Here is a 24,867-nt window from a genome sequence, read left to right as displayed (position 1 = left end):
GGCCGGACATGACCGCACGCACCCCTCGCACCCTGGTTGTCCTGACCGCCGCCGCCGCCGCGCTGGCCCTGTCGGCCTGTGGGGGAGGTGGCGCCGGCGGTATCACGCCGCTGACGCCGATTTCGCAATACTACATGCAGGTCGAGCCGGGCCTCGACCGGATCGCCCTGGCCGTGCACGACCACGGCATGTCCGCGAACCAGAGCGCGGCCATCGATGCCCTGGTCCAGCGCTACTGGGCCTCCGGGACGGGCGGGTTGCTGATCCAGGCCCCGGGCGGCGGCGATGCGGCGGCTTCGGATCTGGCCTGGTCGGTCAAGTCGGCCCTGGCCGCGCACGGCGTGCCCGAAGAACGTATCCGCGTCGAAGGCTATGACGCCCCCGATCCGCGCGCACCGGTGCTGGTCGGCTTCGACATCGTCCAGGCGGTCATTCCCAACTGTGCCGCCGTGAACGGTGCCGGGCGCCCGCGCTATTCCAACGCCCCGTCGCCCGGCCTCGGCTGTGCGGTGACGGCCAATATGGCCGCCCAGATCGACGATCCGCGCGACATCGTGCGCCCGCGCGCCATGACGCCCGCAGACTCCGGCCGCGCCGCCGTGGTCTTCCAAAGCTACCGCGCTGGCGAGGCGACGTCGGCACCCCAGGATGAATTGGTCAGCGGCCGCATTGCGCGGGCGGTGGATTAGGGCCCGATGAACGCCTCAGCCTTTCCCCGACCTGAAGACGCCTATGACGCGGACGTGGACGAGTCCTTCGACCTCGACATGAGCTATGCCCGGACGGACGCGCCCGCGCCCGCGCCCGCGCCCGCCCCTGTGCCCGCGCCTCAGCCCGCTCATGAGCCGCTGCAGTTCACCGCCCCGATCGGCAGCGCGCCGTCGGCCTTCCCGGCGGCGACCGTGCCTGCCGACCCCTATGGTCAGGGTGAGTCCTTCAACCCCGTCGGCGAACTGGTGGCCGGGGCGTCGGCGGCGCTGGCCCCTCTCGAACCGGCCCTGCCCGAGGTCGCCTCCAGCCCCGGCTATGGACAGCCCGACTCGTCCGGCGTGTCGATCCCGCGCATCGCCATCCACGTCTTCGCCGAGCGCCAGGACACGCTGGCCGCCGCTGACCGGGCGGGAAAGGACCGGCGCATGGCCCGCGCCACGACCCACATCCGTGTGGGCGGTATTCCGGCGGCGATCGAAACCTATGCCCATGAGCCGACCCCGCCGCTGATCATCGTCGAGTGCCTCAAGGACCCCCACAGCCTGCTGGCCGAGATCGACAGCCTGGCCGAGGTCTGCGACGCGGGCACCAAGGTGGTGGTGATCGGCGCCACCAACGACATCCTGCTGTTCCGCGAGCTGATGCGGCGCGGGGTCAGCGAATATCTGGTCGCGCCTCTGCAGCCGCTGCAGCTGATCGCGGCGATCGGGGGCCTGTTCTCCGACCCGGCCCAGCCGTTCGTCGGCCGCTCGATCGCCTTTGTCGGCGCGCGGGGCGGAACCGGCTCGAGCTCGGTGGCGCACAACACCGCCTATGCGATGAGCGAGCGGATCGGCGCCAATACGGTGATCGTCGACTATGACCTGCCGTTCGGCACCGCCGGTCTGGATTTCAACCAGGACCCCCTGAACGGCGTCGCGGATGCGCTGAGCCAGCCGGATCGTCTGGACGCCACCCTGCTGGACCGGATGATGGTCCGCTGCACCGACAAGCTGAGCCTGTTTGCCGCCCCGGCCACACTGGAGGCGGACTGGGACATCTCGGTCGAGGCGTTCGAGGAGGTGACCAGCCGCATTCGCGCGACCGCGCCCTTCGTGGTCCTGGACCTGCCGCACATCTGGAGCGGCTGGATGCGCCGCAGCCTGATCTCGGCCGACGAGGTGGTGGTGGTGGCAACCCCCGATCTGGCCTCGCTGCGCAATGCCAAGAATATGATCGATCTGGTCCGTCAGGGCCGGCCGAATGATGCACCGCCGCGTCTGGTGCTGAACCAGGTCGGTGTGCCGGGGCGGCCCGAGATCCCGGCCAAGGACTTCGGCGCGGCGCTGGGGGTTCACCCCAGCCTGATCATTCCGTTCGAGCCCAAGGTGTTCGGGACCGCCGCCAACAACGGGCAGATGGTGCTGGATCTGAACGACAAGTCGAAGTCGGCGGCCGCCTTCCAGACCCTGGCCCAGATCGTCTCCTGCCGTGAGATGCCGGCCGTGGCCGGACCCAAGGCCAAGGGCAAGTCGATGTTCGGCAACCTGTTCAGGAAGGGCTGACGGGACCCGTGTTTGGCAAGCGCACACAGTCGACGGCCCCGGGAGGCGCGGCCCCGCGTCCGGCTCCCACCGCGCCGGCCGCGGCTGAGGCGCGCGAGCCCAAACCCGGCATCCAGACAGAGGCCTTTGCCTTTGGCTTTGACGAGGCCGAGGCGGCGCCCGCGGGCCAGACCGCCGAGGCCCAGGCGACACGGCCGCCCTCCGAACATGCCGACCGGCTGGACGCCCTGGCGGCCCGCCCGCAGGCGCGTCCGCAGGCCAAGGCCCCGCCGGCCCCCGACCCCGCCCGCGCCAAGGGGCCCGGCCCCCGCGCCACTCCCGCCTTCGAGCAGATGAAGAAGGTCCAAACGGTCACCGAGATCGTCCGGGAGCAGTCCGACTATTATCACGCGACGAAGACGACCATCTTCAACGCCTTGATGAACACCATCGATCTGTCCCAGCTGGCCCAGCTGGACCAGAAGGCGGCGTCCGAGGAAATCCGCGACATCGTCGCCGAACTGGTGGCGATCAAGAACGTCTCCATGTCGGTGGCCGAGCAGGAGCATCTGGTCCAGGACATCGTCAACGATGTGCTGGGCTATGGCCCGCTGGAGCCGCTGCTGGCGCGCGACGACATCGCCGACATCATGGTCAACGGCGCCGGCCGGGTGTTCATCGAGGTCAATGGCAAGGTCCAGCTGACCAATGTCCGCTTCCGTGACAACACCCAGCTGATGAACATCTGCCAGCGCATCGTGTCGCAGGTCGGCCGCCGCGTGGATGAAAGCTCCCCGATCTGCGACGCCCGCCTGCCCGACGGCTCGCGCGTCAACGTCATCGCCCCGCCGCTGGCCATCGACGGCGCGACCCTGACGATCCGGAAGTTCAAGAAAGACAAGCTGACGATGAAGAATCTGGTGGAGTTCGCCTCCATCAGTCCTGAGGGCGCCCGCGTGCTCGGGGTCATCGGGGCGTCGCGCTGTAATCTGGTCATCTCGGGCGGCACGGGCTCGGGCAAGACGACCCTGCTGAATACGCTGACGGCCTTCATCGACCCGACCGAGCGGGTCATCACCTGCGAGGATGCGGCCGAACTGCAGCTGCAACAGCCGCACGTCGTTCGGCTGGAAACCCGCCCGCCCAACCTTGAGGGGCAGGGCCAGATCACCATGCGCGATCTGGTCAAGAACTGTCTGCGGATGCGTCCCGAGCGGATCATCGTCGGTGAGGTCCGCGGACCCGAAGCCTTCGACCTGCTGCAGGCCATGAACACCGGCCACGACGGCTCCATGGGCACGCTGCACGCCAACAGCCCGCGTGAGGCCATCAGCCGCATGGAGTCGATGATCACCATGGGCGGCTATGGCCTGCCGTCCAAGACCATCCGCGAGATGATCGTCGGCTCGGTGGATGTCATCATCCAGGCCGCCCGCCTGCGCGACGGCTCGCGCCGCATCACCCACATCACCGAAGTGGTGGGGCTGGAAGGCGACGTCATCGTCACCCAGGACCTGTTCGTCTATGAGATCACCGGCGAGGACGAGAACGGCAAGATCATCGGCCGTCACCGCTCGACCGGCATCGCCCGCCCGCGCTTCTGGGACCGCGCCCGCTACTATGGCCTTGAGCGCGAGCTGGCCGAAGCCCTCGACGCGGCGGAGTAGCGCCGATGCTGGCTCTTCTCGCAGCGGTGCTGGCCTTCATCACCATCGGCTCGGTCGGCTGGGTGCTGGTCGGCGGCGACGATTCGAGCGCCCAGGCCGTCAAACGTGCCCAGACCTTCGGTGGCCCCAAGGTCGACAATGGCCGTCTGAAGAAACAGGCCGCCGCCAACACCCCCGAGTCGCGCCGGAAGCAGATCGTCGACCAGCTGCAGGAAGCCGACCGCGCCGACCGCAAGGCCCGGATGTCGCTGAAGGCGCGCATTCGCCATGCGGGGCTGAGCCTGACCGTCCGCACCTTCTGGATCATCAGCGGCGGGCTGGGCGTCACCGCCCTGCTGGTGGCGCTGATGTTCGGGCTGAACATTCTGATGGGGATGGGGCTGGCGCTGATCTTCGGCCTCGGCCTGCCGCGCTGGGTTTTGTCCTTCATGGCCAAGGGGCGGATGAAGAAATTCTCCAGCCAGTTCGCCGACGCCGTCGACGTCATCGTGCGTGGCATCAAGTCGGGCCTGCCGGTGCATGACTGTTTCAAGATCATTGGCCGCGAGAGCCCGTCCCCGCTCGGCCCCGAGTTCCAGAAGCTGGTCGAGGGGCTGGGCGTCGGCCTGACGCTCTCGGAGGCGCTCAACAAGATGTATGAGCGCATGCCCACGCCCGAGCTGAAATTCTTCTCGATCGTCATGGCCATCCAGCAGAAGACCGGTGGCAATCTGGCCGAGGCCCTGACCAATCTGTCGACGGTCCTGCGCGCCCGGCGGATGATGGGCGAGAAGATCAAGGCCCTGTCGTCCGAGGCCACGGCCTCCGCCGGGATCATCGGCTCGCTGCCGCCGGCCGTGATGATCCTCGTGACGCTGACGACCCCCGCCTACATGATGATCCTGTTCACCGACCCCCGGGGCCAGTTCATGCTTCTGGTGGCCGTGGCGATGATGTCCCTGGGCATCTTCGTCATGAAGAAGATGATTTCGTTCAAGTTCTGATGGGCCCCGTTTCGATGGACATGCTGGCATGATCCAGTTCCTGACCAATCCGCAGAACCTGCTCAGCGTGGGCGTGGCGGTGGCCGTGTTCGCCACCGTCTTCACCCTGCTGTCGTCCATGGGCGGCGGGGCCGGGCTGGACAAACGGATGAAGGCTGTCGCCGCCCGCCGCGAGGAGCTGAAGCGCCGCTCGCGTCAGGCCATGGCCACCCAGGGCTCCAGCCTTCGACAGTCGGACGAGGGCTTCAAGAAGCGGGTCGTCGACCAGCTGAACCTGACCAAGCTGCTGGAAGATCCCAAGGTCGCCGAAAAGATGACCCAGGCGGGCTATCGCGGACCCAGGCCCCTGACGACCTTCTATTTCTTCCGCTTCTCCATGCCGTTCATCTTCATGGCGGTGGTGACCTTTTACCTGTTCGTGTTCAATGACTTCGGCCTGCCGTTCATGACGCGGGTGACGGCGGTGATGGCGGCGGCGGTGGTCGGCTTCTATGCGCCGAACCTCTATCTCTCGAACCGCATTTCCAAGCGCCGCACCTCGATCATGCAGGCCTTCCCCGATGCCCTGGACCTGCTGCTGATCTGCGTCGAGGCGGGCATGTCGATCGAGGCGGCGGTGCAGAAGGTCAGCCAGGAGATCGGCGCCTCGTCCATCGATCTGGCCGAGGAACTGACCCTGCTGTCAGCCGAGCTCAGCTATCTGCCGGACCGGCGGCTGGCCTATGAAGGGCTGGCCAAACGCACCAATCACCCGGGCATCCGGTCGGTGGCCACGGCCATGACCCAGGCCGAGACCTATGGCACGCCGCTGGGCACGGCCCTGCGCACCATGGCCAAGGAAAACCGCGACCTGCGCCTGTCCGCCGCCGAAAAGAAGGCCGCGGCCCTCCCGGCCAAGCTGACGGTGCCGATGATCCTGTTCTTCCTGCCGGTGCTGTTCATCGTCATCCTGACCCCGGCGATCATCAACATCCAGGACACGATGGCCAAGGGCGGCTGACCTCAAACGTCGGGCAAGCCCGGCGTTCAGCCGCGCCCCGTTTGAGGCCGTACGCCGGGCCCACGTTGCGGACCTCTGGTTTCAGGCGTTGGCGCAACGGCCTCCAGACGCTCCACGCGGCTGCGATTCCAGCGACTGATGACCACTGCCGCGGATCCTTCTCCGCGAACGTCGGCGGCGGACGCAGGCAGCTGGCGGACGCCGTCGGCCGAACGGACCAGGACCGCGTCCACATAGCCCCGATCATCCAGAGTCGTCCCGACGACGACGCCGATGAGGCTTCCGTCGCGGGCACGGACCTCCGTGCCTACAGCAAGGTCGGTCTGGGTTGAGACTCGCCGTGGCCGCATTGGGGCCGACCCGTGATCGTAAACGGTCACGGGACCTATCCCGAGTCGCCCGACGCCTGCGCGGTTGGCGTCGGGGGCCTGTGCGGCAGAATATGATGAGGCAGACGGGCCCAGGTTGGGCCTGGTATGGGCGGCGGCCGGATGGGCCGTGCACACGGCCAGGGCAAGAGCTGTGCCGGCGACGAGGAGAGACGTCTTCATGGGACCCTCTTTATGACGGGCCGCGCTCAGCCCGAGACGACGGTGCCCTCGATGCCGCAGGGTGTCAACGTCCGCCTCAGCCCTCGGCCACGACCTTCAGCCGGTCGCAGAGGTCGCCGAGGGCGTCGCGGATCACGCCGCGGTGCTTGTCCATGAACAGTTCGGCGCGCAGGCCCTGGAACATCATGCCCGTGGCCAGGATGCAGGAGTCCTTGTCCAGTTCCTCGATCTCGAAATAGCGGACGGTCGAAAACAGCCAGCCGCGCTTTTCCACCCAGATCAGCTGGGCCAGCGGCTGCCACTCGTTGATGCGGCCGTCGACCGGCCGGGCGGCCATGCCCGGCCAGGTCTCGGTCATGCGGATCGGCGCGCCAAAGGCCAGCTGACCCTCGACGTCGGTCTCATAGGGGTTCCAGCGGCTCCAGCCCGGGAAGTCGACCAGCACGTCCCACAGGCGGTCAGGGGTCGCCTGAATGCCCACTCGTTTTTCGATGCGTGTGTCCATGGCCGGGGATGTGCCACGAGATGCCGCGTCTGACTACTGTCTAGCGATTGCCTTCGGGACCGGGCTGTGACGCGGGGGCGGTGTCGGGACCGGGCGTCTCGTCGCGGTCGGGCAGGTCCTCCGGGCCGACACGCAGCACCGGACTGAGGAAGCAGCCGATCAGGGCCAGAAGGCCGAGGATCACATTGAAGACGAACGGCGCGGGCTCCATCAGCTCATACAGGCCGACGCCGATGATCGGCGGCGCCAGGAAGCTGATCCCGGCCAGTGACATCATCAGGCCCGCGACTGCGCCCTGTTCGTGCGGGCCGACCGACAGCGACGACCCGGCGGTAAAGCCCGGCCGGGCAAAGCCGACCCCCATCGAGACGACGGCATAGCCGACCACCACCCCGAAAAAGCCGGGCGAGGCGATGCTCATGGCATTGCCGACCAGCGCCAGCCCTGCCCCCCAGCGCATCAGGTCGCGGGGCTGCATCTTCAGCATGGGGATCAGGCCCCACTGCACCATCAGGGTGGCGGCGGCCCCGGCCAGCATGGCCACGCCGATGAAGGGCTGGGCCTGCGAGGGTGCCAGACCCTCGACCGCCAGTTCGTCGATGACATGAAAGCCGAGGACGGAGATATTGATGGCCTGCACCGCCATCAGGGCGAGGCCGTACAGCAGATAGTCCTTGATGCGCGGATCCCGCCACAGGCCGCGACCGGGATCGCGCAGCCGGTCGGTCGGCTGGCGCACCACATCGCCGCTGGGCAGGTAGCGCCACACGGCCCACAGAACGACCGCGCCCATGGCGGCAAAGGCATACATGGGGCCGGCCAGTCCGACGAGCGGCAGGACGAAGAAGGGCGCCAGCGCCGGGCCGACGACCGTGCCCAGCCCCTGCGCCGAGGCCAGCCAGCTCATCGCCTGGGTCCGCTCGGCCGGGGTCGTCCGGTCGGCGACATAGGCCTGGGAGGCGATCGGCGCCGCCGAGCCGAACAGGCCATAGACGGTGCGGGCGACGACCATCAGGGAGAAGGCGACGACCGCCAGCAACCAGCCTTCCAGCCCCGCCGTCGCGGCCAGGCCGAAGCCGCTCATCGACAGGATGAAGCCGCCGAGGCCGATCAGGATGACGCGCTTGCGGCCCAGCCGGTCCGACAGCCGCGCCCAGACCGGCGAGGTCAGGGTCCACATCAGGGCCGAGATGGCAAAGGCCCCGGCCACAAGCGTGTCGGACAGCTCGAACGCCCGCCCCAGCGCCGGCAGGACCGACTGCAGCGCCATATTGCCCGCCGCCGCGATCAGGCTGACCGCGAACAAAAGCATGAAGGTGGGGCTCTTGAGGTTCACACCCCCTCGATAGGCCCGGGGGCGGCCCCGTGGCCAGCGTCAGGAGGCGGACGCCGGATCAATTCGTGTGGCGTCGGGTTTCCGGCGTCGGCCGTCGCGCAGGCCCAGACTGTCGCGGATTTCGGTCAGGTCGGTGCCGGGCTGGATGACCAGCAGCTTTTCGGGCGCGCGGGCATTGGTGGCGACAACGGCGCCCTTGGGGCAGAGGTCAAAACAGCCGGTCTCGACCACGGCGACGGTCGCCTTCAGCCCCTTGCCGGGCTTCAGCCAGCGTTTCATCGCCTTGGCCAGGCTGCGGTCCTGGTCCGGGCCGAACCCCTTGCGTTTCAGCTTCTTCGAGCATTTGCGGCATATCAGAACCACGTCCTGCCACTCGGTTTTGGCGGTCTTGATGGGCATGGGACTCCAGATTGGACGGGGCCTGTGCTTGTGCAAGGCGGCACAAGGGCACAGCATGAGGGGGCAGGCAGGGAGGCTCAGATGATCGGATACTTCAAACGCGTGACAGTCCTGATGGGGCTCACGGCAGCGCTGGCGCTGGCCGGGGCGGCGCCCGCGAGCGCCCAGTCCATCGAGTCCGCACAGGTCGAGGCGGCGGTCGTGGCCGTCATGCCCGATGTCGTCCTGTGGCGGCGGGACTTTCACCAGAACCCCGAGCTGGGCTTTGCCGAGCATCGCACGGCCGAGGTGATCGCCGACCATCTGCGCGGGCTGGGACTGGAGGTCCGGGTCGGGGTCGGCAAGACCGGAGTGGTCGCCATTCTGCGCGGCGGACGGCCGGGCCGGACCGTGGCGCTTCGGGCCGACATGGATGCCCTGCCGGTCGAGGAGGCGACGGGCCTGCCGTTCGCCTCGACCGCGATCGGGACGTATCAGGGGCGCACCGTGCCGGTCGCCCACGCCTGTGGCCACGACGCCCATATCGCCATGCTGATGGGCGCGGCCGAAGTGCTGGCCGGCATGCGCGACCAGATTTCCGGCACCATCGTCTTCATCTTCCAGCCCGCCGAGGAAGGGGCCCCTCCGGGCGAGCCCATGGGCGGGGCGGCGCTGATGATCGCCGAGGGGGTGCTGGACGATCCCCGGCCCGAGGCGATCTTTGGCCTGCACGTCGTGCCGGGCCGGCCGGGCACGATCTTCTATCGGCCGGAAGGGTTCATGGCAGCGTCGGACCGGGTCGACATCGTCCTGTCGGGGCGCCAGACGCACGGGGCCTGGCCGTGGAAAGGCATTGATATCATTGCCGTTGCCAGTCAGGTGGTCCAGACGGTCAACACGCTGACGGCGCGCACGGTCGACCCGACGGCCACGCCGACCGTCTTCACAATCGCCACGATCGAGGCGGGGGTGCGCTACAACATCATCCCGGACGAGGCGCGGCTGAGCGGGACGCTGCGCACCTTCGACATCGCCCAGCGCGATGATCTGGTGGCGCGGGCCGAGGCGGCCATCGGTCATGTGGCGGAAGCCTATGGGGCGACGGCGGAATTCTCGGTCAAACAGAATGCGGCGCTGGTCTATAACGACCCGGCGCTGTCGGCTTGGCTGGCCCCGGTTCTGGAAGAGGCGGCGGGCGAGGGGCAGGTCAATCCGGCCGTCCCGCCGACCACGGTGGCCGAGGATTTCAGCTACTACCAGGCGGAAATCCCGGGGGTTTTCTGGCATCTGGGGGCCAGCGCCGCGAGGGTGGATCCGGCCACGTCGGCGCCCAATCACTCGCCGATGTTCGACGTGAACGAGGATGTGCTGATCGTGGGGGTGAAGGCCCACGTCTTCACCGCCCTGCGGTTCCTCGAACAGTAGGGATTTCAGGCGGTTCGCGCGAACCAGGTGCGGATCACGGCGGCGTAGATCTCGGTCAGGGATTCCAGCTGGGCGACCGGCACCTGCTCGTCGATCTGGTGCATGGTCTGGCCGACCAGACCCAGCTCCAGCACCGGACAAAGCGCGCGAATGAAGCGGGCATCGGAGGTGCCGCCGGTGGTCGAGCTTTCCGGCCGGATACCCTCGACACCCTCTACGGCGGCCTCGACAGCCTCTACGAGGGGACCGCGATCCGTGAGGAAGGCATCGCCGGAGCACAGGTGTTCGAGCGTGATGGCCAGACCGGTCTCGGCGGCGACCGCAGCGGCCTGGTCGTCCAGCCACTTTGACAGGGCGTCGCCCGTGTGGGTCGGGTTGAAGCGGATGTTCAGCCGGGCCGTCGCCTCGGCCGGAATGACGTTCGACGCCGGATTGCCGACGTCGACCGTGGTGATCTCGAGGTTCGAGGGCGGGAACTCGGGATAGCCGTCGTCCAGATGGGCCTCGGCCAGACGGTTCAGCAGCCGGACCAGCACCGGGACCGGATTGGCGGCCCGGTCGGGATAGGCAACGTGGCCCTGACGGCCCTTGACCGTGATCCAGCTGTTCAGCGAGCCGCGCCGGCCGACCTTGATCATGTCGCCGAGGTGTTGGGAGGAGGAGGGCTCGCCCACCACACAGGCGTCGATCCGCTCGCCCTCGGCCATGAGTTGCTCAACGACGCGCTTGGTGCCGTGCAGGGCCGGGCCTTCCTCGTCGCCGGTGATCAGGAAGGACAGGGAGCCGGGCACGCCGGCCTCGGCCAGCACGCGCGAGACGGCGGCGAGCCAGCAGGCGATGCCACCCTTCATGTCGACCGCGCCCCGGCCGAACAGCACGCCGTCCCGGACCTCGGCGGCGAAGGGATCGTGCGACCAGGCGGCGACCGTGCCGGTCGGCACGACATCGGTGTGGCCGGCGAAGCAGAGGTTGGGCCCCTCGGTCCCCCGCCGGGCATACAGGTTCGGTGTGCCCTCGAACGGCAGGTCGCGACAGGTAAAGCCCAGCCCCTCCAGCGCCCCCTTCAGCGTCGCCATCGCCCCCGCATCGACCGGGGTGACAGACGGGCTGCGGATCAGGTCGCGGGTCAGGGCAACGGGATCGATCAGGCGGGCTGGTGCGTGCATGGCTCCATGCTTTAGGAGGTGTCAGGACCTGCGAGAAGACCCCATGCCCCGTATCGATCTGAACACCGCGCCGCGGGCCGACGGCACCGGCTATCCCGAGGAACACGCCGGGCCGTGCAAGGCGCGCCGCCGGATGCGATTGGGCGATGCCGTGGGGCTGGACCAGTTCGGCGTGAACCACCTGACCCTTCCGCCCGGCGCCTGGTCCAGCCAGCGTCACTGGCATGAGGGCGAGGACGAATTCGTCTGGGTGCTGTCGGGCGAGGTGGTACTGATCGAGGATGAGGGCGAAACCGTCCTGCGCGCCGGCGACTGCGCCGGGTTCAAGGCGGGGGTCGAGAATGGCCACAGGCTGGAAAACCGCAGCGACCAGGACGCCGTCCTGCTGGAGGTCGGCACCCGCAAGCCGGGCGGTGATTACGGGGAGTACCCCGACATCGACATGACCTTCCGCTCGGGTGTGTTCTCGCACCGCGACGGCACCCCCTATCCCAAGTCTGACCGCCGCACGTGAGCGACGACGGACCCGCTTCCTCTCCGCTGCACGAAGGCCCGGCCAGTCCCTGGTCCGTGCCCGATTTCCGCTGGCTGTGGCTGGGGCGGCTGAGCGCCGTGCTCGGCATCCAGATCCAGTCCTCGGCCCTGTTGTGGCAGGTCTATGAGATCGCCCGGCGCGACCATCCGATCGAACAGGCCAGCCTGTATCTGGGCCTTGTCGGTCTGGCGCAATTCCTGCCGCTGCTGGCCCTGACCCTGCCCGCCGGGGCCATGGCCGACCGGCGCGACCGAAAGACGACGGTCATCCTGTCTGTCCTGGTCGAGGGCAGTTGTGCGGCGGCCTTCCTCGGGCTGGCCCTGAGAGGCGATCCGCCGCTGTGGGGGCTGCTGGCCATTGCCGCCGTCTTCGGCGCCGCGCGTGCGTTTCTGGCCCCCGCGACCCAGGCCTTCCTGCCCATGGTGGTCGGACGCCGCGCGCTGGCCCCCGCCATTGCGGCGCAGTCGATCGCCTTTCAGACCGGCGCCATCGCGGGCCCCGCGCTGGGCGGGCTGATCGTCGGCCTGTCGGTGCCGCTGGCCTATGGCGTCTCGGCGGCGATGTTCGCCGTGGCGGTCACCTCCCTGCTGCTAATCCGCACCTCGGGCCGCCCGCCGGTCATCCAGACGGGGCTGACCCGCATTCAGGCTGTCACCGAGGGGCTGCGCTATGTCTGGAAGACCAAGATTGTGCTGGGCGCCATCTCGCTGGATCTGGTGGTGGTCATGCTGGCGGGGGTGGCCCTGCTGACCCCGGTGTTCGCGCGCGACATCCTTGAGGTCGGAGCTACGGGCTTTGGCCTGCTGCGGGCCTCGTTCGGGGTCGGGGCGCTGGGAATGGCCGTCTATCTCAGCCGGTTTCCGATCACGCGGAATGGCGGCACCTGGATGCTGGCGGCGGTCGCTGTCTTCGGCCTCTGCACCCTGACGTTTGGCCTGTCGCGGATGGCCTGGCTGTCGGCGCTGGTGCTGCTGATCGGCGGGGCGGCCGACATGATCAGCGTCAACATCCGCCAGACCCTGATCCAGCTGGCCACGCCCGATCACATGCGCGGCCGGGTCAGCTCGGTCTCCATGCTGTTCATCGGCGCCTCGAACGAACTGGGCGAGGCCTATTCCGGGGTCATGGTGCGCCTGCTCGGCCCCGTGGGGGCTGCGGTGTTCGGCGGGTTCGGCGCGCTGGCCTCCACCGGCCTCTGGGCGAAGATGTTCCCGGACCTGCGCAAGGCCGACCGGCTGGAGTGAGGCCGGGCCGCGCGACTAGACGGGCACGGCGGGAACCGGAGGGTGCGCCGCCCGGGCGGGGGCACGGCCGGTCAGGGCCAGCTCGGCCTGAAGGAAGACGACGGCCAGAATGGCGACGGCCTCGGCCATCTCCTCGAACAGTTCGTGCTGGAGGAGCACGCCGGCCGAGACCAGCAGGGCGATGCGAACGACCGAGGCCCGATCCAGCGGGGGATGGCGCAGCAGAGGCGCCAGCCATTCCGGACGGAGGCTCAGCAGGCCGGCCGCGCCCACCATGCCCCAGCCGACCGCCGCATAGGCGATGTCGTAAAGGCGGGGCGAGATGAAGTTGTGCAGATTGGTCTCGGCCTGGAGGTTTTCGGAGGCGAAGGCCCCGGTCGAGGTCCAGTGGAAGATGTGCTGGCCCCAGCTCGCCTCTTCCCCGAAGGCCAGAACGGCGAACAGGGCGAGGCTCGCCCAGGCGGCGATCCCGAGGACCCCGCGTGAGACCATCGCCTGCCGCGCGGCCAGGAGGGCGATCAGGATCAGGCCGACGGCGGTGACGGTTTCCACCACGCCGCCGTCATAGGTCTCGGCTCCGAACAGCCAGGGCGCCGCCAGCCCTTGTCGCCACAGGAACAGGGTGACAGGCACCAGCGCGCCCCAGGTCACCAGCAGGACGCCGATGCCGAAACGGGACAGCCCGGCCCGCGCGGGGTCTGCGCCCGGCTCCCTGACCCGCCACGCATGGAGCACCACCCCGAGGCCACACAGCGCGGCCAGACCTGTACTGATCGCCATCCAAGACATGGCAGTCTCCCGAGGCCCTGTTCCGAAGTGATCCGGGCCGGGATGATTTCAGCAGGATATGTGCCAGCGGCGGGGGCACTTCACCGGCCTGTGGGCCAAGACGGTTCCGGCCCTCAGGAAGGCGGACCGGTTGGAGTGAGGGGGACTTGCGGCCCGAGCATCCGGGATCCAGGCTTCAGCCATGTACGACCCGCCAGGTACCTCACTGTTCTATTTACGCCTCGCCGTCGGGAGCGTCGTCGCAGCCACGCTTGCTGCAATTGGGGGCCGGTATGGGTTGGCCGTGCTGCTCGGATTGTTTGGTGCCCTGTGCTTCTGGAAATCCTTGCGAGCCAAGGGCACCGACTACTGATGGCCGGCCGTCGTCCTCGGGCTTGACCCGAGGATCGGTATCACGCGCTCACGTCAACAGGCCTGCCCGGACCGACCCTCGGATCAAGTCCGAGGGTGACGAATTGGGGCGTGAGCGGCCTCAGACCTGGGGACGACTCCGGGGGCGGGTGAAGTCGAGGTTGCACGTGTCGCAATGCGTCGGGAAACGCATCAAGGGGAGCGGCCAAAAATATGGCTCGGGGTAGGGCCAGGCTTTGCAACGCGGACAACGCATCTTGATCATCAGGAAAATGAAGTAGGCCAGGCCAGTTCCGAAAAGGGCAATCGAAATCAGGCCTTCGGGAGCGCGCAGGGCGTGGGCCAGCCACCCTGCCCCGATCAGCACGATCGGAAACCCGAGAAACAGCAGTCGCAGTCGGGTGCGGTGAACCATGTTTACAGCATGGGCCACTGTCGGCGGGCGCTCAAGCCGTGCAGCCGTTTCCGCCCCCTCCACGGCCTTCGGCGGTCCCCCTCCCCCATACGCTTCGCTATGAGGGAGGATATCAGGCCCGGAAGTGCTTGCTGAGCTTCAGGCCCTGGCTCTGGTAGTGGCTGCCGCCTTCGCCGTAGAGGCGGTCGGGGCGTTCAGTCAGGGGTTCATAGACCAGGCGGGCGACGATCTGGCCGTGTTCCAGCATGAAGGGGGTGTCGTGGGTGCGGACCTCGAGCACGCCCTTGGAGCCCGCGCCGTGCGCTTCGTCGGTGCCGAAGCCGGGGTCGAAGAAGCCGGCATAGTGGACGCGGAACTCGCCGACCGAGGGGTCGATGGGGGTCATTTCGGCGGCCTGGTCGACCGGGATCTCGACGGCTTCGCGTGAGGCGAGGATGTAGAATTCGCCGGGGTCCAGCATCAGCTCGCCGCGCTGGGCGCGCAGCGGCTCCCAGAAGTCGGCGGGGTCGTGGCCGGCAACCTTGTCCAGGTCGATCAGGCCGGCGTGGCGACGCCCGCGATAGCCGACGATGCCGCCGTCCTTCTCGAAGGCCAGATCCACGCCGACGCTGCGGGTTTCCAGACGCGGCGGCTCGCCCGCCTTGAGGCGCAGCTGGTTCAGCCGGGTGCCGGGCCGGACGAGGACCGAGAAGGTCTGGGGCGCGATTTCCAGATAGAGCGGCCCGTCGTAGCCCTCGGCCACATCGTCAAAGGTGGCGCCCCGGTCGGTCATCAGGCGCACGAACACATCGACCCGGCCGGTCGAGCTTTTCGGATTGGCGCGGGCGACCACACCCCTGGGCAGGTTCAGCCGCTCCTGCAGCTTGACGATATAGACGCAGCCCTTTTCCAGCACCGCCCCGCCCGCAAGGTCGATGGTGTGCATGACCACGTCCTGGATGCGGGTCTCGACCGTGCGCTCGCCCGGCAGGAAGGAGGCGCGCACCCGCCAGCCCCGGTCGGACAGGCGCAGGTCCAGACTGGCGGGCTGGACCTGATCGGCGTCGAAGGGCGTGTCCGAGGTCACGGCGCCTGCGGCGATCAGGGTGTCGATGGCCTGGCAGGGCAGGATGCCGGGGCGGGGGGCGTCAAAGGTCATGGCCCCAGTCTTCCACGGATTTACGGGCGAGTCGTCAAGCCGAAACAGGCTTGCGGCGCGCGCGCGGCGGGGCGAGCATGGGGGCATGTATGAGAGTGCCGCCTATACCGCCGAAACCCGGGGCGTCCGCGTCAAGGTCCAGCCCAGTTATCTGGCCGGGCGCTCGAACCCCGATGAGGGCCTGTGGGTCTGGGCCTATCAGATCGAGATCGTCAATCTGACCGGGGTGCCGGTGCAGCTGTTGTCGCGCCACTGGATCATCACCGATGCCGCGGGCCGCGAGGAGGTGGTGATCGGCGACGGCGTGGTCGGCGAACAGCCGGTCATCGCGCCCGGCGACAGCCACAGCTATGCCTCGGGCTGCCCGCTGCCGACGCCCTCGGGCGCCATGCGCGGCACCTATGTGATGGAGACGCCCGACGGCGAACGGTTCGAGGCGGAAATCCCCGCCTTCAGCCTGGACGTGCCGGGGGCAAGGACGTTGAACTGACCTGCGCTCAAGCAGCGAGCCGCCGCGCGGCGAGCGTTAGCGCCCAAAATTTCGAGGCCGGGGCTGCGTCAACCCGGAGAACCGCAGCCCCGCCCCCCGAAGGCTCGCCCGGCGCGAATGCCCGGCGAGGGGGTGGTGGCCCACAAGGGGCGATCGTGAAAGCCTCAGGAGTGACGAGTGGCGAGTGGCGTGTGACGAGTAGTCAGACGCAGTCGGCGGCGAAGGCAGACCTCGCCACTCGCCACCCGTCACTCGCCACCCGTCACTCGCCACCCGTCACTCGCCACTCAGATATACCGTCGCAGCGAACGCGCCAGATCGGAGCTGCCGTCCTTGCCGCCGCGCTTGACCTGGGGCTGGTAGGCGACCCGGGCGTGTTCGACGCAATAGACGCCTTCCGAGGCGCGACGGCCGCAGAAGCTGAACTCGGTCGAGGACGGATCGCCGATCGGCCATTTGCACATATGGGCGCCCAGCGTCATGACCGTGGCCGTGCCGGGCATTTCCGGGGTCGGATCGGGACGGGTCGGCGGCACGGGGCGAGACTGGGCGGCCTCGATGCGGCGCGGGGCCGACGGCTGGGCCGGGGCGGGGGCCGCCGCGCGCGGGCGGGTGGGGCGATAGGTGGTGCGCGCCGGCTGGCTGGGCGCAGCCCGGCCCGACAGGCCCAGACGGTGCACCTTGCCGATCACGGCGTTGCGGGTCACGCCACCGCCCAGAGCCTTGGCAATCTGGCTGGCCGACTGGCCTTCAAGCCAGAGCTTGGTCAGTGCGCCAACGCGATCCTCGGTCCAGCCTGCGGTCATGCCATCCTCCCGGTTTGGTCGATTCAATATCTTGCGTCGGGAGCCCCTGCTGGCGCGCCTGACCCACAACCAGTCGTAAACCTCTCGTTAACAGACGCAAGATGTGCGATTCGGAGTGTCCACAGAAACCACATCTTGAATCAGTGTTCGCTGAAGGCCCCGGGGCCGCTGTGGCTTGAACCGGAGCCTCATCGGGCGCATCTGGCCGGACATGACCGAACACACGCCCTCGACCCTCGCCGACCTCGCCACCGCCGATGCGGCCAAGGGTCCGCCCGTGCCGCGCCGCTATGTCGGGATCAACGGCATCGGGGTCTGGACGCTGTATCTGCGCGAGGTCCGCCGCTTCTGGAAGGTGGGGGCCCAGACGGTCGCCGCCCCGGTGGTGACGACCCTGCTGTACATGCTGGTGTTCGTGGTGGCGTTCGAGGGTGGGCGTCCGCCGCTGCACGGCACGCCCTTTGCCGAATTCGTCGCGCCCGGCCTGATCATGATGGCCATGCTGAACAATGCCTTTGCCAACTCCTCTTCCAGCCTGATCCAGGCCAAGATCATGGGCACGGCCACCGACTTTCTCACGCCGCCGCTCAGCCCGCTGGAGCTGACCATCGGCTTTACGCTCGGCGCCGCCACGCGCGGCCTGGTCGTCGGCCTGGTGACCGCCCTGTGCGTGCTGCCGTTCGCCCAGCTTGAGATCCAGAACCTGGGCCTGATCCTGTGGTTCGGCCTGTGTGCCAGCCTGCTGATGGGCATGGTCGGGGTGCTGGCCGGCCTGTGGAGCGAGAAGTTCGACCAGCTGTCGGCCGTACAGAATTTCGTGGTCATGCCGCTGACCTTCCTGTCGGGGGCCTTCTATCTGGTCGAGCGCCTGCCCGAGCCGTTCGCCACCTTCAGCCGCTTCAACCCCTTCTTCTATCTGATCGACGGCTTCAGGGCCGGCTTCATCGGTCAGGCCGAGAGCAATCTGCTGATCGGCGGCGCGGCGGCGGGCGTGCTGACGGTCGTCTTTGCCGTCACCTGCTGGGCCGTGTTCCGCTCGGGCTGGCGGCTGAAGAGCTGATTGCAGCGCCACCGCCCGGTGTTGACTAAGCGGGGGCGGAGTCCGACAAGGCCAGACGTCTGTTTCATCGGTCCCGGTGCCGTTCTCGCGCCGGGGCTTTCGCGTTCTGGAGGTCCGATCCCGTGTCCAGCCATCTGATGGGTGTCTACAACCGCGCGCCGCTCGCTGTCGATCATGGCAAGGGGCCGCGCCTGTATGCGACCGACGGCACCGTCTATCTGGACTGCGTCTCGGGCATTTCGACCAATGCCCTGGGCCACGCCCACCCGCGACTGGTGCAGGCGGTCAAGGACCAGGCCGAAAAGCTGTGGCACGTCTCGAACATCTTCCAGATCCCGGGTCAGGAAGAACTGGCCGACCGGCTGTGCGCCGACAGTTTTGCCGATGCGGTGTTCTTCACCAATTCGGGCTCGGAAGCGGTCGAATGCGCGCTCAAGACCGCCCGCAAATATCATCACGCCAACGGCCAGCCCGAGCGGATCGAGATCTACGGCTTTGACGGCTCGTTCCACGGCCGCACCTATGGCGCCATCAATGCGGCGGGCAATCCCAACTATGTTGAGGGCTTCGGTCCGCGCCTGCCCGGCTATTCGCAGCTGACCTTCGGCGACCACGAGGCGATCAAGGCGGCCATCGCCCGGCCCGACACCGCAGCCATCATCCTCGAACCCGTGCAGGGCGAGGGCGGCGCGCGCTCGGTGCCCGAGGTCTGCCTGCGCGGCCTGCGCGAGCTGTGCGACGCGCACGGTGTGCTGATCATCTTCGACGAGGTCCAGTGCGGCATGGGCCGGACGGGCAAGCTGTGGGCCCACGAATGGGCCGGCATGGCGCCCGACATCATGGCCATCGCCAAGGCGCTGGGCGGCGGCTTCCCGGTCGGGGCGTGCCTGGCCTCGGAAAAGGCGGCCAAGGGCATGACGGTCGGCGTGCACGGCTCGACCTTCGGCGGCAATCCGCTGGCCATGGCCGTCGGCCTGGCCGCCTATGACGAGATTTCGAAGCCCGAGACGCTTGAGAATGTGCGCGAAATCGCCGGCTATCTGAAGCAGCAGCTGGCCGGCCTGCAGGAACGCTTCCCCGATGTGATCGAGGACGTGCGCGGCAAGGGCCTGCTGATCGGGATCAAGCTCAAGCCCAACAACCGCGAATTCATGGGCTGGGCCCGCGACGAAAACCAGCTGCTGGTGGCCGGCGGCGGCGACAACTGCGTGCGCATGCTGCCGCCCCTGAACTTCACCCGCGAAGACGCCGCCGAGGCCATCGAACGGTTCGAGAAGACCTGCGAGTTTGCGAGGGGTAAAATCGCGGGCTGACGGGTGAGGCAGGTTCGGTTCTTCACGGAGGACACGGTGGATGCACGGAGAGCACAGAGATCGCGAGCCGATCCCCGCCGCTGTGAACGACGTCGGCACCGCCGTTTTGAAGGCAGCCTTCTCTGTTCATGACTCTCTTGGGCCGGGCCTTCTCGAGTCAGTCTACGAGCATTGCCTGGTAGAAGAATTGCAGAGCGCGGGCTTGGCGACGGAGCGACAGGTAGGCGTACCCGTCAGCTATCGTGATGCTCGACTTGATGTGGGATTTCGCATCGATGTTCTGGTCGAGCGTTCGGTCGTCGTTGAAATCAAGGCGATCGACGCCCTGGCGTCGATCCATTCGGCTCAGGTTCTGACCTACCTTAGATTTTCAGGAGTGCGTCTCGGCTATCTGGTAAACTTCAACTCCGTGCGACTTAAGGACGGCATCCGCAGGCTCGTCCTTTGAGGTCGAGCGATACCTCCTTCAGTGCTCTCAGTGCCTCCTCGGTGTTCTCTGTGATGAACCCCTTCTACGACGCCCCCCTCCCTCTCGCTCGTGACCGCCCATGACCCGACACTTCCTCGACATCTCCCGGCTGCCGGCTGAAGACCTGCGGGGCATTCTGGATGATGCCCATGCCCGCAAGGCGGCGCGTCAGGGCAAGCCGAAGGGCTGGGTCGATGCCGATGCGCCGGCGCGCGATCATGTGCTGGCCATGATCTTCGAGAAGAACTCGACCCGCACGCGGTTCAGCTTTGATGCGGCCATCCGTCAGCTGGGGGGATCGTCGATCATCGCCACGGCGTCGGACATGCAGCTCGGCCGGGGTGAACCGGTCGAGGATACGGCGCGGGTGCTGTCGCGCATGGTTGATGCGGTGATGATCCGCGCCAATGATCACGAGGACGTCGAGCGCTTTGCCCGATTTTCAACGGTGCCGGTCATCAACGGCCTGACCGACCGCAGCCACCCCTGTCAGATCCTGGCCGATCTGATGACCATCGAGGAGCATCGGGGGCCGATTGCCGGCAAGACCGTGGCCTGGGTCGGGGACGGCAACAATGTCTGCCACAGCTTCATGCACGCCGCGCAAAAGCTGGGCTTTCACCTGAACGTCGCCTGCCCGCCGGAATACCATCCGGACCTGCGTGACCTGACCGTCGGCGGGCCGTCGGTGACGCTGACCGCCAATCCGCATGAGGCGGTGCGCGGCGCCGACGTGGTGGTCACCGACACCTGGGTGTCGATGGGCGATCAGGACTATGAAGAGCGGCTGGAGGCGTTCGAAGGCTATACGGTCGACGACGCCCTGATGACCGAGGCCGCGTCGGACGCCGTCTTTCTGCACTGCCTGCCGGCCCACCGGGGCGAGGAGGTCACCGATGCGGTGATCGATGGCCCCCGTTCGCTGGTCTGGGACGAGGCCGAGAACCGCATCCACGCGCAGAAGGCCGTGTTGGCCTGGTGCCTGGCGGGCTAGGCCCGCGGCTCATCCGGCGGGCCGCGGCGCTTGCTGAAGGCGCCCTTGTGCCAGGCGAGGATGCCGAGATAGCCGACGATGGCGCCGACGATCAGCCCGACAAGGCCGTCGAGGACCGCTGACCCGATCAGGGCGGCGGCAATCAGCAGCAGCCAGTCGACGGTGCGGAATGCCTTGAGGTGGGCGCGGATTTCGTCCATCAGCGCGTGCCCCCAAGATCGACGTCGGCGACGCCGCCGCTGTCGGGGGTGGTCTTGGTCAGATTGGCCTTGAGGATTTCATAGGCGAAGCCGAAGGCGCCCTTGTCGGCGACCCAGATGCGGCCGTCGCCGGGCGTGAACTGCAAGAGCACCAGATGGGGGTCGTCCTTGCCGTCCGGGTACCAGGCGGCGACGACCGGATTCCACCAGCGGTCGACCTTTTCGCGGTCATTGTGGCGCATCAGGGTGCCGTGGATACAGGCGAAGACATGCTGGTCCTTGGCCGCATAGGTGAACATGGCCGAGGCGCCGGTGCCGACATCATGGACCAGGTCGGTGTCGTCACGCGTGAAGAACCAGATGGTGTCCGTCTCCTCGTCGCGGAAGGCGGTCATCGGCTGGCTGTGATAGCCGGGCCGGTCCAGACCCAGCATGCCGGTGTTGGATTTCTTGAGATGTTTCCAGAACTCGGTTTCGGCTTCGGCGGGGCTGAGACGGGTATCGGCCATGAGGGGCTCCTGTTTCGGGGGGTTACCCGAAAGAACAGGGGAGGGCCGGGTCGGGTTCCGCTCAACCCGCGGGCGCGCCCGCGACCAATCGCACCAGGTGGACGATCAGGGCCAGGGCCACGGCGGCGGCCGCAATCATCAGGAACCGCCAGGGCACCAGGCGGGGCCCCCGGATCAGGTCGGGCGGACGCGCGCCGCGCCAGCCGGCAAACAGGCCAAAGCCGATCAGGACGGCCAGCGCAATGAGAGTCGGGATCAGGGGCATGACGGCCCGGTCCTTGCCAGAGGGTTAATCTTTACGAGGCGTTAACCGTGTCTGTTCACTAAATCACGTGCAGGAGGGCCCGCCGGGCCGGATGTCCACAGGAAGATGGCGTGATCGCTATATCTTGGGGTTAACCACACGTTTACACCCCTGATCTGGATCAGTAGCGTCAATGTCTAGAGGTCGGGAGGCGAATCAGTGAGCGCAGCCGCGCCGTGGAGCGTAAAGGGGATAGACCCCAAGGCTCGCGAAGTCGCCAAGGACCTTGCCCGCCGTTCAGGGATGACCCTGGGCGAGTGGCTCAATTCCATGATCATGGAAGGCGATGACGAGGACGGGATCGTCCCGCTGCCCCGCCGTGCGCATGTCGCCGACACCTATGAGCGCCGCAGCCGCAGCCGCCGTCTGGACGACGCCTATGGGCTGGGCGGCGACGACCCGGTCCAGCGTCTGTCGGCCACGGTCGAGATGATGGCCGAACGGCTGGAGGCGGCCGAGCGTCGCTCCACCATCGCCATTCAGGGTGTCGATCAGGCCGTCGCCGGTCTGGTGCGGCGTCTGGATGCCCAGGACGGACGCGACAACGGCGTGGTCCGCCGCATCGACGACATCGCCGAGGAGCTGCGCGAGGGCCACCGCCGCCTGCGCCGCTTCGAGCAGGAGACCGGGCCGAGCACCGCCGAGGGTTTCGCCAAGACCGAGACCGCCATCGGCGCCCTGTCCAGCCGCCTCTATGACATCGAGGAACGCCAGCGGATCGGCACCCATGAGCTGCGCCAGCGGCTGGATGCGGTCGAGAAAACCGCCGAGGCCAATCGCGGCGTCGAGATTCTGGACCACGTCGGTCGCCGGCTGGATGCCGCCCAGGCCCAGACGGGCGAGGCCCTGCGCGGTCTGGAGCGGGCCTTCTCTGAACTCGACCGGCGGCTGGGCCTGACCGAGGCGCGTGCCGAGGCACGCGGTCGCGGCCCGGATCCCGCCGAGCGCTATGAGGGCAAGCTGGAGAAGCTGGCCGAAGCCCTGACCCGTCAGGTCGAGGCCAGCCGCACCGAAATGCTGCACCGGCTGGACACGGCCCAGTCCGAAAACCGCATGGAGCGGATGGAGCGCGCGGTCGCCGCCCTGGGCGATCAGGTGCGTCAGGCCGAGCGCGGGTCGGCCCAGGCGGTCGAGGCCATGGGCCGCGAGGTGCTGCGCATCGCCCAGAACCTGAACGGCCGCGTCCAGAAGATGGAGGTCGACAGCCCGGCCCGCATGGACCGGCTGGAGCGGGATCTGGAGATCAAGACCCAGGGCGTCGAGCGTCGTCTGGTCGCCAGCGAGGATCGCCACGCGCTGGCGCTGGAGAAGCTGGGCACCGAGATCGGCCGGATTTCCGACCGCCTCAGCGAACGCATCGCCGAGTCCGAGCGCCGGTCCAGCCAGGCGCTGGACGAAATCGGGCAGAAGCTGACCGACAGCTCCTCTCGCATTGAACAGCACTATGACCGTGCCTCGGGCGAGCTGGCCGAGCGCATGCGCCAGAGCGAGGAACGCACCGCCCGCCTGCTGGCCGAGGCGCGCGAGAGCATGGCCCGCCGGGGCGAGCCGGAAGCGGCCAAGCCCGAACCGGTCGCAAGGCCTGAGCCCGTCGCCGAGCCCGAGCCGGCTGCCCCCGCCGCTGACTGGCGCGCCGGAGCCTTCGGCGTGGCGGCCATGGCCGATGATCCGATCTGGTCCAGCGATCCGCTGGACGGCCCGGCCGACCCGTTCCCGACCGGCGGCGCGACCGCCTCGGCCCCCGAACCCGCGGTAACCGTCCCGGACCCCGAGCCGCAGGACGAGCTGCAGACTCCCCGGTTCAGCACGCCGCGCGCCGAATCGGCCCCGTTCGGCAGTCCCGCAGCCGCCAATCCGGCCCCGGTGGCCCGTGCCCCGCAGGACTTCGGCGGGGCCGATGTCTCGGATGCCCTGGCGGCCACGGCCCCGGAAGACGACGAGTTTTCGGGCGATACCGATTTCGTCGACCCGCGCACCCTGCGGGCAGCGGCCGCCGCCGGCCGGGCATCCAGCTCGACGCGCGGCGCGGTCGAAGCGGCGCGCGCCGCCATGGCGACCCCGGAACCGGAACCGACCCGCTCGGCCTTTGGCCTGAAGCGCGGGGGCAAGTCGCGCCTGCAGGAGCGGATGGATCGTCAGGCCAGCCGCGATGGCTCGACGATGAAGAAGGCGCTGGGCGCCTCGGCGGTCGCGGTCACCCTGATGGGCGGCCTCTATGCCTTTACCGAACTGACCGGCCAGGCCATGCCCTGGGCCCCGGCCGACCCGAGCGATGCGGCGAGCGGGACGCCTCTGGTGGCCCTGGCGACGACCGCGGCGCCCCTGTCGGCCGAGACCGTCGCCCAGGCGACCGATCTGTTCGAACGTGCCATCACCGCCATCGAGGAAGACGATCCCGCAGGTCTCGATCTGCTGACCCAGTCGGCCGAGCTGGGCTATGGCCCGGCGCAGCTGATGCTGTCGGGGCTGTATGAAACGGGCGAGGCCGGGGCCCCGGTGGACATGGCCGAGAGCGTGACCTGGGCCCGGCGGTCGGCCGAGAGCGGCTATCCGCGCGGCATGTTCGCCTATGGCATGCGCCTGTTCGAAGGGACCGACGGCACGCCCGACCGGCCCATGGGTCTGGACTGGATCGAGCGCGCGGCGAAGGCGGGTCTGGTCGACGCGCAGTTCAACGCCGCCGTCATCCACGAGCGCGGCGAAGGCGGCATGCCGGTCAGCCCTGTCCAGGCCTATGCCTGGTACCGGGTCGCGGCCCGCTCGGGCGATGAACAGGCGGCCGCTTCGGTGACCCGCGTCGGCGCGCTTCTGAGCGAGGCCGAGCGCATCCGCGCCGAGGATATGGCCCAGGATTTCCTGCCGGGGACCCCGCCGGACGCCAGCTGATCCCCGGCCCCGCAAGGGGTTGGTCTTCACCTGTCGCGTTCATGCACTGGCCACGGTCGGTGCGCGGGTCTAAGCCCGGACGGTCACGCCGATTCCGGGTCCTGTTCCAGCCGAAGGTC

The 24,867-nt window shown here is 68.2% G+C and carries 24 protein-coding genes; 14 read left to right on the top strand and 10 right to left on the bottom strand.

All coding sequences use genetic code 11. The annotated features are described in order from the left end of the window. Window positions 1–8: 8 nt before the first annotated feature. From V7672_RS12290 to V7672_RS12270, 5 genes are read left to right on the top strand one after another with little or no spacing between them, the layout of a single operon-like run. Entirely contained in the window at window positions 9–689 is a 681-nt protein-coding gene (locus tag V7672_RS12290; RefSeq protein ID WP_335624891.1) for a CpaD family pilus assembly protein, read from the top strand. Window positions 690–695: 6 nt separating this feature from the next. Further along, complete coding sequence (locus V7672_RS12285) at window positions 696–2,255, top strand: AAA family ATPase (protein ID WP_335624890.1); 1,560 nt, start codon at window positions 696–698, stop codon at window positions 2,253–2,255. Between the two features lie 8 nt (window positions 2,256–2,263). Continuing rightward, window positions 2,264–3,901, top strand: a complete 1,638-nt coding sequence (locus tag V7672_RS12280) for a CpaF family protein (RefSeq protein ID WP_335624889.1) — start codon at window positions 2,264–2,266, stop codon at window positions 3,899–3,901. A gap of 5 nt (window positions 3,902–3,906) precedes the next feature. After that, a complete protein-coding gene (locus V7672_RS12275; RefSeq protein ID WP_335624888.1) occupies window positions 3,907–4,884 on the top strand; it encodes a type II secretion system F family protein in 978 nt (325 codons plus the stop codon). A gap of 28 nt (window positions 4,885–4,912) precedes the next feature. Next, a complete protein-coding gene (locus V7672_RS12270; RefSeq protein ID WP_335624887.1) occupies window positions 4,913–5,884 on the top strand; it encodes a type II secretion system F family protein in 972 nt (323 codons plus the stop codon). Window positions 5,885–6,511: 627 nt separating this feature from the next. Here the strand turns inward: V7672_RS12270 and V7672_RS12265 are convergent. From V7672_RS12265 to V7672_RS12255, 3 genes are read right to left on the bottom strand one after another with little or no spacing between them, the layout of a single operon-like run. Beyond that, complete coding sequence (locus V7672_RS12265; RefSeq protein WP_335624886.1) at window positions 6,512–6,940, bottom strand: SRPBCC domain-containing protein; 429 nt, start codon at window positions 6,938–6,940, stop codon at window positions 6,512–6,514. Window positions 6,941–6,980: 40 nt separating this feature from the next. After that, the gene (locus V7672_RS12260; protein WP_335624885.1) at window positions 6,981–8,276 is read right to left on the bottom strand and encodes an MFS transporter; all 1,296 of its coding nucleotides are present in this window, start codon (window positions 8,274–8,276) and stop codon (window positions 6,981–6,983) included. 39 nt (window positions 8,277–8,315) lie between these two features. Beyond that, the gene (locus tag V7672_RS12255) at window positions 8,316–8,675 is read right to left on the bottom strand and encodes a hypothetical protein (protein WP_335624884.1); all 360 of its coding nucleotides are present in this window, start codon (window positions 8,673–8,675) and stop codon (window positions 8,316–8,318) included. 81 nt (window positions 8,676–8,756) lie between these two features. Between V7672_RS12255 and V7672_RS12250 the strand changes: the two genes are divergently transcribed. Then, a complete protein-coding gene (locus V7672_RS12250; protein WP_335624883.1) occupies window positions 8,757–10,079 on the top strand; it encodes an amidohydrolase in 1,323 nt (440 codons plus the stop codon). A gap of 5 nt (window positions 10,080–10,084) precedes the next feature. Here V7672_RS12250 and dapE read toward each other — a convergent pair whose 3' ends face one another. After that, window positions 10,085–11,245, bottom strand: coding sequence for a succinyl-diaminopimelate desuccinylase (dapE, locus tag V7672_RS12245; RefSeq protein ID WP_335624882.1), 1,161 nt, complete (start codon window positions 11,243–11,245; stop codon window positions 10,085–10,087). A gap of 43 nt (window positions 11,246–11,288) precedes the next feature. On the opposite strand from dapE, the gene V7672_RS12240 reads away from it, so the two are divergent. Both V7672_RS12240 and V7672_RS12235 read left to right on the top strand, forming a co-directional pair. Then, window positions 11,289–11,759, top strand: a complete 471-nt coding sequence (locus V7672_RS12240; RefSeq protein WP_335624881.1) for a cupin domain-containing protein — start codon at window positions 11,289–11,291, stop codon at window positions 11,757–11,759. Further along, the gene (locus V7672_RS12235) at window positions 11,756–13,024 is read left to right on the top strand and encodes an MFS transporter (protein WP_335624880.1); all 1,269 of its coding nucleotides are present in this window, start codon (window positions 11,756–11,758) and stop codon (window positions 13,022–13,024) included. The genes V7672_RS12240 and V7672_RS12235 overlap by 4 nt, the downstream gene beginning before the upstream one ends. 15 nt (window positions 13,025–13,039) lie before the next feature. Here V7672_RS12235 and V7672_RS12230 read toward each other — a convergent pair whose 3' ends face one another. Then, complete coding sequence (locus V7672_RS12230; protein ID WP_335624879.1) at window positions 13,040–13,804, bottom strand: hypothetical protein; 765 nt, start codon at window positions 13,802–13,804, stop codon at window positions 13,040–13,042. An 887-nt stretch (window positions 13,805–14,691) separates the two neighbouring features. Then, window positions 14,692–15,717 carry a 2'-deoxycytidine 5'-triphosphate deaminase gene (locus tag V7672_RS12225; protein WP_335624878.1) on the bottom strand — a complete coding sequence of 342 codons (1,026 nt, stop codon included), beginning with the start codon at window positions 15,715–15,717 and terminating at the stop codon, window positions 14,692–14,694. Window positions 15,718–15,802: 85 nt separating this feature from the next. Between V7672_RS12225 and apaG the strand changes: the two genes are divergently transcribed. Then, window positions 15,803–16,207, top strand: a complete 405-nt coding sequence (apaG, locus tag V7672_RS12220) for a Co2+/Mg2+ efflux protein ApaG (protein ID WP_335624877.1) — start codon at window positions 15,803–15,805, stop codon at window positions 16,205–16,207. Between the two features lie 287 nt (window positions 16,208–16,494). Here apaG and gcrA read toward each other — a convergent pair whose 3' ends face one another. Continuing rightward, the gene (gene gcrA, locus V7672_RS12215) at window positions 16,495–17,013 is read right to left on the bottom strand and encodes a cell cycle sigma 70 cofactor GcrA (protein WP_335624876.1); all 519 of its coding nucleotides are present in this window, start codon (window positions 17,011–17,013) and stop codon (window positions 16,495–16,497) included. A gap of 211 nt (window positions 17,014–17,224) precedes the next feature. On the opposite strand from gcrA, the gene V7672_RS12210 reads away from it, so the two are divergent. The 4 genes from V7672_RS12210 (at window position 17,225) to argF (ending at window position 20,849) form a co-directional block, all read left to right on the top strand. After that, a complete protein-coding gene (locus tag V7672_RS12210) occupies window positions 17,225–18,073 on the top strand; it encodes an ABC transporter permease (protein WP_335624875.1) in 849 nt (282 codons plus the stop codon). Window positions 18,074–18,210: 137 nt separating this feature from the next. Beyond that, window positions 18,211–19,386, top strand: coding sequence for an aspartate aminotransferase family protein (locus V7672_RS12205; protein ID WP_335624966.1), 1,176 nt, complete (start codon window positions 18,211–18,213; stop codon window positions 19,384–19,386). Between the two features lie 40 nt (window positions 19,387–19,426). Beyond that, window positions 19,427–19,834, top strand: a complete 408-nt coding sequence (locus V7672_RS12200) for a GxxExxY protein (protein WP_335624874.1) — start codon at window positions 19,427–19,429, stop codon at window positions 19,832–19,834. 100 nt (window positions 19,835–19,934) lie between these two features. Next, window positions 19,935–20,849 carry an ornithine carbamoyltransferase gene (argF, locus tag V7672_RS12195; RefSeq protein ID WP_335624873.1) on the top strand — a complete coding sequence of 305 codons (915 nt, stop codon included), beginning with the start codon at window positions 19,935–19,937 and terminating at the stop codon, window positions 20,847–20,849. Here argF and V7672_RS12190 read toward each other — a convergent pair. The 3 genes from V7672_RS12190 to V7672_RS12180 form a co-directional block, all read right to left on the bottom strand. Beyond that, a complete protein-coding gene (locus V7672_RS12190; protein ID WP_335624872.1) occupies window positions 20,846–21,049 on the bottom strand; it encodes a hypothetical protein in 204 nt (67 codons plus the stop codon). The two genes, argF and V7672_RS12190, sit on opposite strands and share 4 nt — an antisense overlap. Further along, entirely contained in the window at window positions 21,049–21,558 is a 510-nt protein-coding gene (locus V7672_RS12185) for a pyridoxamine 5'-phosphate oxidase family protein (protein ID WP_335624871.1), read from the bottom strand. The genes V7672_RS12190 and V7672_RS12185 overlap by 1 nt, the downstream gene beginning before the upstream one ends. 61 nt (window positions 21,559–21,619) lie before the next feature. Next, window positions 21,620–21,823: a hypothetical protein gene (locus V7672_RS12180; RefSeq protein WP_335624870.1), complete on the bottom strand. Its 204-nt coding sequence runs from the start codon at window positions 21,821–21,823 to the stop codon at window positions 21,620–21,622. A 198-nt stretch (window positions 21,824–22,021) separates the two neighbouring features. Between V7672_RS12180 and V7672_RS12175 the strand changes: the two genes are divergently transcribed. Beyond that, window positions 22,022–24,748, top strand: coding sequence for a tetratricopeptide repeat protein (locus V7672_RS12175; RefSeq protein ID WP_335624869.1), 2,727 nt, complete (start codon window positions 22,022–22,024; stop codon window positions 24,746–24,748). Window positions 24,749–24,867: the final 119 nt, after the last annotated feature.

This window comes from Brevundimonas sp. (assembly GCF_036963785.1).
In the GTDB taxonomy this organism is placed as follows: Bacteria; Pseudomonadota; Alphaproteobacteria; order Caulobacterales; family Caulobacteraceae; genus Brevundimonas.
This window is presented reverse-complemented; position numbering and strand designations above follow the sequence as displayed.

Coding starts and splice junctions, on each gene's coding strand:
- V7672_RS12185 (WP_335624871.1), bottom strand. CDS start 21,558: ATGGCCGATACCCGTCTCAGCCCCGCCGAAGCCGAAACCGAGTTCTGG.
- V7672_RS12250 (WP_335624883.1), top strand. CDS start 8,757: ATGATCGGATACTTCAAACGCGTGACAGTCCTGATGGGGCTCACGGCA.
- gcrA (WP_335624876.1), bottom strand. CDS start 17,013: ATGACCGCAGGCTGGACCGAGGATCGCGTTGGCGCACTGACCAAGCTC.
- V7672_RS12265 (WP_335624886.1), bottom strand. CDS start 6,940: ATGGACACACGCATCGAAAAACGAGTGGGCATTCAGGCGACCCCTGAC.
- V7672_RS12270 (WP_335624887.1), top strand. CDS start 4,913: ATGATCCAGTTCCTGACCAATCCGCAGAACCTGCTCAGCGTGGGCGTG.
- V7672_RS12180 (WP_335624870.1), bottom strand. CDS start 21,823: ATGCCCCTGATCCCGACTCTCATTGCGCTGGCCGTCCTGATCGGCTTT.
- apaG (WP_335624877.1), top strand. CDS start 15,803: ATGTATGAGAGTGCCGCCTATACCGCCGAAACCCGGGGCGTCCGCGTC.
- V7672_RS12190 (WP_335624872.1), bottom strand. CDS start 21,049: ATGGACGAAATCCGCGCCCACCTCAAGGCATTCCGCACCGTCGACTGG.
- V7672_RS12210 (WP_335624875.1), top strand. CDS start 17,225: ATGACCGAACACACGCCCTCGACCCTCGCCGACCTCGCCACCGCCGAT.
- V7672_RS12275 (WP_335624888.1), top strand. CDS start 3,907: ATGCTGGCTCTTCTCGCAGCGGTGCTGGCCTTCATCACCATCGGCTCG.
- V7672_RS12225 (WP_335624878.1), bottom strand. CDS start 15,717: ATGACCTTTGACGCCCCCCGCCCCGGCATCCTGCCCTGCCAGGCCATC.
- V7672_RS12285 (WP_335624890.1), top strand. CDS start 696: ATGAACGCCTCAGCCTTTCCCCGACCTGAAGACGCCTATGACGCGGAC.
- dapE (WP_335624882.1), bottom strand. CDS start 11,245: ATGCACGCACCAGCCCGCCTGATCGATCCCGTTGCCCTGACCCGCGAC.
- V7672_RS12205 (WP_335624966.1), top strand. CDS start 18,211: ATGGGTGTCTACAACCGCGCGCCGCTCGCTGTCGATCATGGCAAGGGG.
- V7672_RS12290 (WP_335624891.1), top strand. CDS start 9: ATGACCGCACGCACCCCTCGCACCCTGGTTGTCCTGACCGCCGCCGCC.
- V7672_RS12240 (WP_335624881.1), top strand. CDS start 11,289: ATGCCCCGTATCGATCTGAACACCGCGCCGCGGGCCGACGGCACCGGC.
- argF (WP_335624873.1), top strand. CDS start 19,935: ATGACCCGACACTTCCTCGACATCTCCCGGCTGCCGGCTGAAGACCTG.
- V7672_RS12200 (WP_335624874.1), top strand. CDS start 19,427: ATGCACGGAGAGCACAGAGATCGCGAGCCGATCCCCGCCGCTGTGAAC.
- V7672_RS12255 (WP_335624884.1), bottom strand. CDS start 8,675: ATGCCCATCAAGACCGCCAAAACCGAGTGGCAGGACGTGGTTCTGATA.
- V7672_RS12230 (WP_335624879.1), bottom strand. CDS start 13,804: ATGGCGATCAGTACAGGTCTGGCCGCGCTGTGTGGCCTCGGGGTGGTG.